Consider the following 11,005-nt stretch of genomic DNA (forward strand, 5'->3'; position numbering starts at 1 on the left):
AATCTCCCTGTTACTTCGCTGGAACCCTTCGGGCCGCAATTTTACCCGCCGTAGCCCTGCGTCCCGTCCGCCATAGTCCCGGCGCGCCGGGACGACGGCGGAAGCCTTGGCGAAGCAGGGGCGAAGTCTTGACGCCTGCCGCACGCGATGTCACGATATCCCCACGCGGAAAAGGAACCTTCATGGCTACGCGATCCATCACGCCCGTCCTCGGGCCCGTCCGCGGGACCGTCCGCCCGCCGGGCTCCAAGAGCCTGACGAACCGGGCCTTGGCCGTCGCCGCCCTCGCCGACTCCAGGACCACCATCGAGTCGGCCGGCGTGAATGACGACACGCGCGTCATGGCGTCGGCCCTCGGCGTCCTCGGCATCGAGGTCGAGGTGGACGAGCGGGCGCGGCGGATCCGCGTCGCCGGCTGCGGCGGCCGGGTGCCCGATGGGCCCAAGGACCTGAACACCGGCGACTCCGGCACCGCGACGCGGTTCCTGGCGGCCCTCGTGGCCGCGGGACGCGGGCGATACCGGATCGACGGCTCCGAGCGGATGCGCGAGCGGCCCATCCAGGACCTGCTGGACGCCCTGGGGGCGCTCGGCGTCGAGGCGCGCAGCGACGCAGGCACCGGGTGCCCGCCCGTCACGATTCGGACCGACGGCCTTCGCGGGGGCGAGGTCGAGGTCCGCGGCGCGACCTCCAGCCAGTTCCTCTCGGGGCTCCTTTTGGCCGCGCCCGCCGCCGCGGGTCCCGTCACCCTCCGCGTGGCGGGGGAACTGGTGTCGAAGCCTTTTGTGGACATGACGCTGGCGGTGATGCGCGACTTCGGCGTGGGGGTCGGGCGCGAAGGCTACGCGCGGTTTGAAATCGCGGCCCCTCAAGCGTACCGGGGCCGGCGCTACGCGGTCGAGCCCGACGCCTCGAGCGCGAGTTACTTTCTGGCCGCTGCGGCCGCCACCGGCGGGCGCGTCACGGTCGAGGGCCTCTCGCGCGCCTCGATCCAGGGCGACGCGCGCTTCGCCGACGTCCTCGGGGAAATGGGCTGCGCCGTCGCGTGGTCCGGCGAGGGCGTCACCGTCGCCGGGCCGGAGCATCTGCGCGGCATTTGCATCGACATGAATGCCATGCCCGACATGGTCCTGACGCTCGCGCCGCTGGCGCTTCTGGCCAGGGGCCGGACGGTCATCGAGAACGTGGCCAACCTCCGGGTGAAGGAGTCGGACCGCCTGACGGCCCTGGCGACGGAACTGGGGCGCCTGGGCGCCCGCGTGGAGGAGCACCCCGACGGTCTGACGATCTGGCCGCCCCAGGCGGTTCTCTCGGCCGAGGTCGCCACCTACAACGACCACCGCATGGCCATGGGATTCGCGATCGTCGGCCTGCGGGTTCCCGGCATCCTCATTGGGGGGGCGGAATGCGTCTCGAAGACGTATCCGGAGTTCTTCGCGGACCTGGAGTCGCTCGCGGGGTGAAAAATGGGGACGGGAGTCGTTTTCATCAAAAACGCGGTTTCCGCTGCGGCAAAGCGGGGTTACATAAGTTTTGCGCGGTGGTTCGCCGCGGGGCTTGCCCCGCGCTGCGAAAAGCCAGCGCCCCGCCCCGAAGGGGTCCAACCGCTGAACAGGGACAAGCGGGGCGGCGAACCCGGCGCGCCGGGATTCACCCTCACCCCGCCCCTCTCCCAGCTCGCCACGTCGAGTCGCCCAAGGCGACCAGGGAGAGGGAGTATCCCCGTTTTTCTGCTGGCGGCGGTGCTGGCGGGGGGGTGCGGCTATCGGCAGACCCGCCTCGAGGTTTACTGTAAACTCATGACCCCCCTGGAGCAGGCCGACTACCGCCTCCTGGAGACCGAAGGGAAGCCCGTCAGCCTCCGCCTCGCCTACCTCCAGGAAATTGGGGTTTATCAAAAGTGGGCCGAACAGCCGAAGAATATCCAGCAGGCCATTCTGCGGTGTCAGGTCCTGGAGGGCATGACGCCTCTTCAGGTCCAGATGGCCTGGGGTTTGCCCGACGACCGGCGCGATGGCACGATGCCCGAAGACCAGGCCGCCGGCCGGTCCGTGGTGATCTGGGACTATGACCTTGCGAGCGGGAAATCCGGCGACCAGTACGAGCGAAGCGTCTGCTTCCGCGACGATCGCGTCCTCTGGGTCCGCAGTCCTTGATGCGGCTCGCCCGCCCTGCGACCCGGCGAGTGCCCACGCCGTCCCCTTCACCCTTTTGACAATCACCGACCGGCCCGAGGTTCTGCGCGAACTGGCCGAGCGGATCGATCCGGCCTGGGCGAAGGCCGTCCGCGGTTCCGCCCCGGGGGCCGGTTCCGCCGACGGCACGCTCGCGGCCGCCGGCGCCGACCTGGTTCTGATCGATGTGCCGGCCGGCGAGCCGGAAACCCTGGCTCGGGCCGTCGCCCTGGCCGGCCGCCTGCGCGATTCCCCGGCCGCGGTCGTGGCGCTGGACGGCCGGTTGTCGCCGGCCGAGAAGACGGAACTCTACCGGGCCGGCGTCCTGGCGTGCGTTTCGCTCGAGGAGAATCCCGAGGAATTCGAATCGCACCTGGCGAGCCTTCTGGCGGCCAAGGGGCCGGTGTCGGAGGCCCTTCGCCGACTTCGCAACTACACGCGCCACCTGGACGAGCAACTGCGGCTGGCGCAGCGCCTCCAGATGGACTTTTTGCCGCACCGGATGCCGACCGTCCTCGGCGGCCGATTCGCCGCACGCCTCGAACCCGCCGCCTGGGTCGCCGGCGATTTCTACGACATCTTCCGCCTCGACGAACGCCACATCGCTTTCTATATCGCCGACGCCATCGGCCACGGCATCCCGGCTGCGCTGCTGACCGTCTTCGTCAAGAAAAGCCTCCAGGCCAAGCGCATCGAGGGCAAGACCTACGAACTCGTCGCCCCCGACGAGGCCCTGAGGCTCCTGAACCTCGACCTGTTGTCCGCCAAACTCCAGGAGACGCCGTTCATCACCATGGTCTACGGCCTCTACAACGAAGCGACGCGCGAATGCGTTTACGCCCGCGCGGGCCATCCCCGGCCGCTCGTCGTCGACCGCGACGGCGCCATCGAGGAACTGGAAGGCGAAGGGCCGCTCCTCGGCATCTTCTCCAACGCCCGCTTCGAATCCTGCCGGCGGCGCCTCGAACCCGGGGACCGCCTCCTCCTTTACACCGATGGGGCCGAACGCGTCGAGCCCGTCTCCGTCTGCAATCCCGAGCGCCTCTACGAGATCATCCGGGCGAGCGCCGTTCTGCCCGCCGAGGCCATGCTCGACGCCATCCTGGCGGCCGTCCGCGACGGGGCACAGGGCGGCCGCCTCGCCGACGACGTCACACTCGTCACCCTCGAACTTGAAGACGACCCGAAACCATCCTGAGCCGAGCCATTTGCGTTGTTTGCTCGATTGGCCGTGGCACCCGTTGTGGAGCAAACTGCAGTGCTTTCGCTTGACAAGGCATGCAAACTCCCATATTCATGTAGGGCGGGCATAAGGGGGAATTGGGCGGGGCTTTGGGCATGAGAGTCTACGATCCCCTCAGCTATGACAACCTTGCCGCGAGCGTAGTTCGAGCCTTGATGGAAATGGCGCCAGAGCGTCTTCCTCCTGCTGAGCCTTTCCAGGGCTCCGGTGTCTACGCGATCTATTACCAGGGTTCCTTCGTGCCGTATAAGCGCATTGCTGATGCGAATTGTGATCACCCGATTTACGTGGGGAAGGCTATCCCGGCGGGTGGGCGCAAGGCAAAGGAAGGGCCTGCCATGTCGGGTGGCTCTGCTTTATTTCAGAGGCTTAAGGAACATGCCAAATCCATAGAGCAAGCGAAGAACCTTGCATTGTCGGACTTCAAGTGCCGTTACCTCGTTGTAGTCCCCGTATGGATAACCTTGGCGGAACGGTTTCTGGTGTCGCATTACCAGCCGTTATGGAATGTTGGCATTGACGGATTTGGCGACCATGATCCAGGCAAGGGACGGCGTAACATGCGGCGCCCCCTCTGGGATAGCGTGCACCCAGGGCGACCGTGGGCACGTCGGCTTAGAGCCACTATATCACACCAAGAAGCGATGGACCTGGTTAAGGCGTTTTTCGACCGGGGAAAGACCTAGCCTGGTGAGATCACGCCCTCAGTTCAACCGCTGTCTCGTAAAGTGAAGCCTTTTGCTTGGTTTGGCCTGAGCGAACAGAAGAATGAATGATGCTTGAACCAGTCCGCTTCTCTCGCACTCGGTGCAAGGCTACCACCTCGAAGCCATTGCGACCTGCGATTTCGGCGAAAATCTCGTCAGTCTTAAACTCAATCCCTTGAAGAATGTTGTTGCCGATCACCACAACTGCGGTACCACCGCCCTTCATCAGACTGTGTGCAGCCTCGCAAAACCTGTAGCAATCGTTGAAATACGCTACGGCGTAATTTGCCCAACCTGCACCTCCATAGACTCCCTTATGGGTGTTCTGCTCACGCAAGTGCTGCAGTTGCTTCTCCAACCTCGGGCTGCTGAATTCGAGATCGATTGGAGGCGCCGCTCGCACGGTCTGCCAGTACTTTCCGAAGTTACTTTGTTCAAGCCTCCGGAGTTGCAGATTCTCCTTGGCGAGCCCAAGCCAGTACAGGTGCGGACGAGTGTTCCGAATGTAGTGGTAGTTGTTCAGATAGGGTGGTGAGGTTATGAGAAAATCCACACTTCGGGCACGAACCTGTTTGTATTCAGTGAGAAATGATGCGCAGTAAACCTGAGCCAGAGGCCTTATGCGTTTCAGGGCAACCAAGAGTTTCATCTCTGCCGAATCTGTTAGGATTTCCTGCAGTTTGGCCGCAATTACCCCAGCAACATCCGCGTCCTGCACTTCCGGCTTGCCCGCAACACTTCTTCTGCTGAGGCTTGGCTCGTATGAATAGTTGGAGAAGCTCACCAGGAGCGAGCCAAGAGCGAGTGTCATGACGTCGCGGAGCCATGTGACCTTCTGGCGCCTAATAAAGTCTAGAACGTGCAAAACTTTTCTCTCGACCTTCTTGCTGAAGAAAGGGGCCCTGCTGTTGAAAGCCTCGGGTGCGCTTGATTTGGGGGACTTTTTGTCGTGGGACTTCATGTAGGTTAGGAACTTGCGCCGCAAAAGAGATATTTGGCGAGGGTTGTTCTGCAGGCACTCCACTTTGGCGCGGCAGGCAAGCGCGGCATACGGGTTGATTTCAAACCCGACTGATTGATGGCCACGCTTTATCGCCTCAACAAGAGTGGTTCCGACGCCTGCAAATGGGTCTAGTACGGTTACTTCGTTCGGCGGTCTTCCTTCGGCCCGGCGCAGGACATCCGCAACAAAATCGCCGGAGAAGCCGGCGATCCACGGAACCCATCGGTGAACAGATTGTCCCTGATTCTGGGCGAAAGCGGTATCACGGAAACCGTTCTTGTGTTTCGTGGGCAGGGAAGCGTCGGCTGAGAGTGCACTGAAAACAAATCTGGTCTGGACAGACTCTTGCGCGCCATTTTGCCCGGTGCTATGAGGCTGATCTGTTTCCTTATTTGCTAGCCAATCTACAAGGGCTGAGCGCAAGAATCGCCACTCACGGCCCACCTTCTTGGAAGGGATTCTGTTTCTGCGCGCTAGATCACCTAGCGTATTCTTGCTGACGCGCACAAAGGTGGCGGCCTCGGTAAGCGTTAGCACCCCGTCCAATTCTGGATCCTCGACCTTGCCAAAGGGTAAACATCTTGCCGCAACTTAGTCTATCTTTGCGTTGCAGGGTGTCAAGGGATTTTCGGCTTCCGACTTCATGGCCCTTCATGGTTGGGGTTTTCCGGCTTCCAGCCACCAGAGGGGGTAAACGTCGTCCGCCGGCCTTCCGCCGGCGCGAAGTGCTGTGCCAGGCTTTCCTTTTCCCGTCCGGGCGTGGGCGCTACTCGGCGTCTTCGCTGCGGAGCGCGTCGAGCCGCTTGCGGGCCGCCTCGTAACCGGGCGCGAGTTCCAGCACCCGGCGATACAGCGATGCCGCTTCCCCGAGGTCCACCGCCCCGCCGCTCGACGCTGCCGCATCCTCGTACGCCAGGCCCAGGTTGAAAAGCACGTCCGGGTCGTTCGGCGCGAGCGACCGCGCCCGCTCGAAGGCGCGCAGGCACTCGGCCGGTGCGTCCAGGGCCGCCTGGCACATCCCGATGGCGATCTGCGTGTCCACCTGGCGCGGGTCCAGCCGCGCCGCCCGGTCCAACGGCTCGAGCGCCTCGCCGTACGCTTCCGTCTCGTACAGGGCTCGACCCGCCAGGTAATGGCCCCGCGCGTCAAAGGGTGCGGCCCGGCACACGCGCTGTGCCGTCTCGATGGCCTCGGCCGGCCGACCGAGTTCCATTTGGATTGACGCGAGGTTCACGAGCACGTCCAGGTCGGCCGGGAACTCCTCGGCCAGGGCCTGAAGGCGGGCGAGGGCTTCTTCCTGCCGGTCCAGGTCCGCCTCAATCAAGGCCCGGTTGATTCGCAGGGGGCGGTCGTCCGGCCGGCGCGCGAGGCCACGCTCGAACGCTTCGCGTGCCGCGTCGAATTTTCCCTGGATGGCCAGAAGCACGCCGAGTTCGTTCTCCAGTTCGTGGGCGCGCCCCGAGAAGGCCATCGCCCGCCTCAGTTCTTCTTCGGCCTCGTCGAATCGGCCTTCGCCCGCGAAGAGGGCCGACAGGTTGCGGTACAGGTCGTCGCGGTGCGGCTCTTCGCTCAGCGCGCGGCGAAGGACGCGGCGTGCCCGGCTGATGTCGGCTTTGGAGGCGGGCAGGCTCGTCAGTTGCGACAAGATCACCGGGTCCGACGGGCTGAGTTCCATCGCCCGCATCAGGTGCCGGCGAGCCTTGGCCGGCTCGTCCGACTCGAGGAGGGCCGCCCCTAGTTCCTGGTGGACTCGCGGGTCGTCCGGCGCCTCCTTCAGAAGTTCCTCGTACAGCGCGATGGCGCGCTCCAGGTCCCCGGTGTGCACGAGGTATCCGCCCATCGCCAGCCGCGCCTCGCGCGAGTCAGGATACAACTCCAGTTCGCGCTGGAGTTCCTGGCGTGCCCGTTCGAGGTCGCCCTTTTGCGCCAAGGTCCGCGCGATGGCCAGGTGGAGGTCCGGAAACTCGGAGTCCCACTCCGCCGCTCGCTGCCAGACGGCGATGGCCTCGTCCGCCCGCCCCTGCATCGCCAGCACCAGGCCCCACTGGTAGGCCGCTTCCGCGCTCGACGGGTGCGCGTCCAACGCTTCCTTGAAGGCCCGCTCGGCTTCGTCGAACCGGCCGAGGTTTCCGTACGTCCCGATGAGTTGCGCGAGCACCGCCTCGTCGTCCGGCGCCAGCCGGCGCGCCCGCTCCAGGTATCCCAGCGCTTCGCGGTCGTCCGCCCGGAGCCACGAAACGAACGCCAGGCCGAACCAGGCGTCCAGGCACTGCCGGTCGCTCTCGAGGGCCCGGAGGAGTTCCTTCTCCGCCTCGTCCACGCGGTTCAAGTAGGCGAGGCACCGGCCCCCGAGAGCCCGGGCGTCGGCGTAATCCGGGTCGATTCGGAGCACCTGCCGGCACGCGCGCAGGGCGTCCTCGTACGCCCCGTCCTCGAACAGGCGGTCCGCTTCCTCCAGGTAATCTTCCGGGTCCATCCACTCGTTCATGGTTTTTTCGCCGGCGCCAATAGGGCCGGCCCTGCGGGCTGTTTCGGCGGGCGCGGCGCCGTTCTCACGGCCTGGAGAACGTCCCGCCCGCGACCGGCACGTCCCATTTCCACGCGAGCACGCGGACCGTCCAGCGCGGGGGCCCCGACGCCTGCCCGGCATCGTCGGCCGGAAAGAACCGCCACCGGTGGCTCACCAGGAGGTCCTCCTCCGGCCGCCAGTCGTCCATCTGGACGCGGTACCGCCGGCCGAGGAACGGCAGTTCGCTCCACCGGATGACGATGGCCTCGACGCGCGACGTTTCGCGGCGAATTTCCACGACGGCCCGGTCGTTCGACGACGCGCTGCTTCCGCGCCCGTAACTCACCAGCAGTCGGTCCCAGACCCGCGCCTCCGCCGGTCCCGTCTCCGAGCCCAGGTACTCGATCTCGAGGCCCGGCTCGAGCAGGCTGAAAGGCATCACGACCAGTTCCCGCACCTCGCGCGCGAGCCCCACCGCCTCGTCCCGCGAGTCGAGGTCCCCGGCTCGCTTGCCGCCGACGAACAGGCTCCCGCCCGGTCCGCCGGCCACGATGACGCGGTCCGCGTCCGGCTGTTCGATGCGGACCCGCCCGCCGGCCGTGTCGAGGACCCAGACCTCGCGGCTCAGACGGTCGCCGCCCGGCGCGTGCTCGATTCGCTCGACCTCGCAGCGAACGGTCCGGTGTTCGACCCACCGCGGCACGGAGCCGTGCTTCCACAGGCAGTCGCGCACGAGGCCGCGCGCCTGGTCGCTTGCGATCCCGTCAATGCGCGACGAGGCCTGGTCCAGCCGGCTGCACGCCGTGCCCGCCAAGACCATCCCCAGCCCTGCGGCCAGCGCCGCCGGAGCGATCCACCGTTTTCGCATCGTTCGGTTGCCTTACCGATATAACTGGCCGGACCCCGAAGGACCGATTATACTGCTCCCGCGCCGTCCCTCAAGATGATTGCCGGCGTCCCCGCGAACGGCCCCACAGGGGAGGCGTTCGCGGCTCGTTGGTCGTCCGAGCCGCGACGCAATCGCGATACGAGCGGAGCAGGGCGTGTTTCGAAGCGAATACTGGTACCGATTTCCCTGGGTCATGATGCTGGCGGTCCTGGCGCTGGCGGCGCTCGGCGTCGCGGGCATTTATGCGGCGACGTGCGGCGGCGCCGAGCCGATCCCCTTCGCCGACACCCTCGCCGCCAAGCAGATCGCCTTCCTCGCCGTCGCCCTCGCCGTCTTCGGGGCTGCCCTTCTGCCCGGCTACACGCGCCTGGCGCGATGGAGTTACTGGTTCTACGCCTTCAGCCTCGCGGCGCTCGTCTTCCTGGCCGCCATGCGATTCCTTCGTCTCGAGATCCCCGGCATTCTCTATCCGACGAACAACGCCTATTCCTGGATCCGCATCCCGGGCATCGGCCAGAAGGTCCAGCCGTCGGAACTGGCGAAGATCGCCTTCATCATGTCGCTGGCCTATTACCTTCGCTACCGCAAGAACTACCGCCGATTCGCGGGCCTCTTGGTTCCCTTCGCGATGGCCCTCGTGCCGACCGCCCTCGTCCTCTACCAGCCCGACATGGGCACCGCGATGCTTTTCCTGCCGGTCCTGTTTCTGATGCTGTTCGCGGCGGGGGCGCGCGGCAGGCACCTGGCGGCCATCATCGCCATGGGCCTGGTGATGGTGCCCGTCTTCTACTCCTCGATGCGGGGCTACCAGCGGATGCGGATCGATTCCTGGCTTCTGTACGGATGTGCCGAGCGCCTGCACTTTGCGATCGACCGCGCCGAACCCGCCGACGAGAATGAAGAGCAGGCCGAAGCGCCCGGACAGGCCGCCGCACCCGCCATCGTGAAGCCGCGGCCGACCTTCTCGGACGACCAGAAGGCGGACCTCGTCCGCGAGGTGACCGGCATGTGGCGGTTCCGCCTCTGGCGCCTCGCGACCCGCCTCTCCTGGGGCGAGGACCAGGCCGACTTCGCCGCCGCTCGACGCCACCTCTTCGCCGCTCTCGAAGAAGACCCCGGACCGAAGAGTTTCGATGCCCTTCGGCAATTTTTCGGCACGCTCCTGGCCGGACCCAGCCACCAACTCTTTCAGGCCAAGATCGCCGTCGGATCGGGAGGCCTGTGGGGTCGAGGCTGGCTCCGGGGCTCCCAGACCCGCCACGGCCTGCTGCCCGAGGCCGCCACCGACTTCATCTTCCCCGTCGTTGCGGAACAGTTCGGCTACCTGGGCGCCGTCGCCATTGTCTTTCTCTACGGCCTCTTGTGCTTGTTCGGCGTGGACGTGAGTTTTTCGACGACCGAGCCTTTCGGCAAACTGCTTGTGGTTGGCGTGGTGGCGCTCTTTGCGGCCCAGAGTTTCCTCAACATCGCGATGTCAATCGGCCTGATGCCCGTTACGGGCATCACCCTGCCGCTGATGAGTTACGGCGGGTCGAGCCTCGTCAGTTCGTGCCTGGCGCTGGGCCTTTTGTGCAACGTGGCGTTGCGGCGTCTCTATCTCATCGCCCCGCGTCCGTTCGAGTGGCGGGAGTAGTTAAAGCCCAGGGATGAGCGCAGCGAATCCCTGGGACGCCGTTCGAGCCGCCCGCCGCGATTCCCTTCGCCGTTCCCTCTCCCTTGACGGGAGAGGGTAGGGTGAGGGGGAAAGGGGCTTGCCACACCCCGGCGGGTCGCCGGCTCATCCCCTTCACTTCGCCGCGGCATCGCTTCCCTTGCGTCCGAGGAGGACGTGGTAAACGCCCATCGGCTCGGGCAGCGCCGTGAAATCCGTGAACCCCGCCGGCCGCAGCAACGCCTCGAGCCGGTCGGGGCTCCGGTGGATCATCCGCAGGCCCAGCACGCGGCGGAAGAACCGGTTCGTCCCGTGGGCCTTCGACAGGCTATTGAGGACGATCCACGAGCCCTGCGGCATGACGCCGGCTACCGTCCGCGCGATCTCGGTCACGCACGCGTCGCCCAGGTACTCGCAGATGCCGAGCATCTTGACGATGTGCGGCGGGCGGTCGAGCATGCCCGCCACGTCGCGCACGTCGCCCTGGATGAACCGGACGCACTCCCGATGGCCGCTCTCCTCCGCCAGGCGCCGGCCGTAGTCGAACGCCCCGCTCGAAAGGTCCACCAGCGTGGCATGGGCCCGGCGGCGGGCCTCGCGCATGGCGTCGTTCACGATGTGGCCCGGCCCCGCCCCGAGGCACAGGATCTCGACCGGCTCGCAGGGGGCCGCGTCGATCAGCCGCGCAATCACCCGCGCTGCCAGGCGGCGCCGATTGCGAAGCGCCGTCGGCATCGTGCCGAAAGTGCAGAGCAGTTTGTCCACCAGACGCCGGTGACGGTCGGCGTAACTGATGACCATGCTTTCCCAGCCGCCGGGGTCCGTCCAG

The 11,005-nt window shown here is 66.0% G+C and carries 9 protein-coding genes; 5 read left to right on the forward strand and 4 right to left on the reverse strand.

Going from position 1 to position 11,005, the window contains the following annotated elements:
- Positions 1-182: 182 nt before the first annotated feature.
- From aroA to NTX40_09685, 4 genes are all read left to right on the forward strand, one after another.
- Positions 183-1,463, forward strand: a complete 1,281-nt coding sequence (gene aroA, locus NTX40_09670; GenBank protein MCX5649344.1) for a 3-phosphoshikimate 1-carboxyvinyltransferase — start codon at positions 183-185, stop codon at positions 1,461-1,463.
- Between the two features lie 336 nt (positions 1,464-1,799).
- Positions 1,800-2,156: a hypothetical protein gene (locus tag NTX40_09675; protein ID MCX5649345.1), complete on the forward strand. Its 357-nt coding sequence runs from the start codon at positions 1,800-1,802 to the stop codon at positions 2,154-2,156.
- 55 nt (positions 2,157-2,211) lie between these two features.
- Positions 2,212-3,372: a PP2C family protein-serine/threonine phosphatase gene (locus NTX40_09680; protein MCX5649346.1), complete on the forward strand. Its 1,161-nt coding sequence runs from the start codon at positions 2,212-2,214 to the stop codon at positions 3,370-3,372.
- 140 nt (positions 3,373-3,512) lie between these two features.
- Complete coding sequence (locus tag NTX40_09685; GenBank protein MCX5649347.1) at positions 3,513-4,103, forward strand: Eco29kI family restriction endonuclease; 591 nt, start codon at positions 3,513-3,515, stop codon at positions 4,101-4,103.
- A 10-nt stretch (positions 4,104-4,113) separates the two neighbouring features.
- On the opposite strand, the gene NTX40_09690 is transcribed toward NTX40_09685, so the two are convergent.
- From NTX40_09690 to NTX40_09700, 3 genes are all read right to left on the reverse strand, one after another.
- Positions 4,114-5,664, reverse strand: a complete 1,551-nt coding sequence (locus NTX40_09690; GenBank protein ID MCX5649348.1) for a helix-turn-helix domain-containing protein — start codon at positions 5,662-5,664, stop codon at positions 4,114-4,116.
- 229 nt (positions 5,665-5,893) lie between these two features.
- Positions 5,894-7,615 (reverse strand): tetratricopeptide repeat protein, encoded by a 1,722-nt coding sequence (locus NTX40_09695; protein ID MCX5649349.1) that lies wholly within the window; start codon positions 7,613-7,615, stop codon positions 5,894-5,896.
- 64 nt (positions 7,616-7,679) lie between these two features.
- The gene (locus NTX40_09700; GenBank protein MCX5649350.1) at positions 7,680-8,504 is read right to left on the reverse strand and encodes a hypothetical protein; all 825 of its coding nucleotides are present in this window, start codon (positions 8,502-8,504) and stop codon (positions 7,680-7,682) included.
- Positions 8,505-8,679: 175 nt separating this feature from the next.
- Here NTX40_09700 and NTX40_09705 point away from each other — a divergent pair, with 175 nt between their 5' ends.
- Positions 8,680-10,158 carry an FtsW/RodA/SpoVE family cell cycle protein gene (locus tag NTX40_09705; protein ID MCX5649351.1) on the forward strand — a complete coding sequence of 493 codons (1,479 nt, stop codon included), beginning with the start codon at positions 8,680-8,682 and terminating at the stop codon, positions 10,156-10,158.
- A 153-nt stretch (positions 10,159-10,311) separates the two neighbouring features.
- On the opposite strand, the gene NTX40_09710 is transcribed toward NTX40_09705, so the two are convergent.
- On the reverse strand, positions 10,312-11,005 hold a 694-nt coding region (locus NTX40_09710), incomplete at its 5' end, for a class I SAM-dependent methyltransferase (GenBank protein ID MCX5649352.1).

It is taken from the genome of Planctomycetota bacterium (genome assembly GCA_026387035.1).
In the GTDB taxonomy this organism is placed as follows: Bacteria; Planctomycetota; Phycisphaerae; order FEN-1346; family FEN-1346; genus JAPLMM01.

Excerpts from the sequence above, each read along its gene's own strand:
- NTX40_09695 (MCX5649349.1), bottom strand. The coding sequence starts at position 7,615 with ATGAACGAGTGGATGGACCCGGAAGATTACCTGGAGGAAGCGGACCGC.
- aroA (MCX5649344.1), top strand. The coding sequence starts at position 183 with ATGGCTACGCGATCCATCACGCCCGTCCTCGGGCCCGTCCGCGGGACC.
- NTX40_09685 (MCX5649347.1), top strand. The coding sequence starts at position 3,513 with ATGAGAGTCTACGATCCCCTCAGCTATGACAACCTTGCCGCGAGCGTA.
- NTX40_09675 (MCX5649345.1), top strand. The coding sequence starts at position 1,800 with ATGACCCCCCTGGAGCAGGCCGACTACCGCCTCCTGGAGACCGAAGGG.
- NTX40_09700 (MCX5649350.1), bottom strand. The coding sequence starts at position 8,504 with ATGCGAAAACGGTGGATCGCTCCGGCGGCGCTGGCCGCAGGGCTGGGG.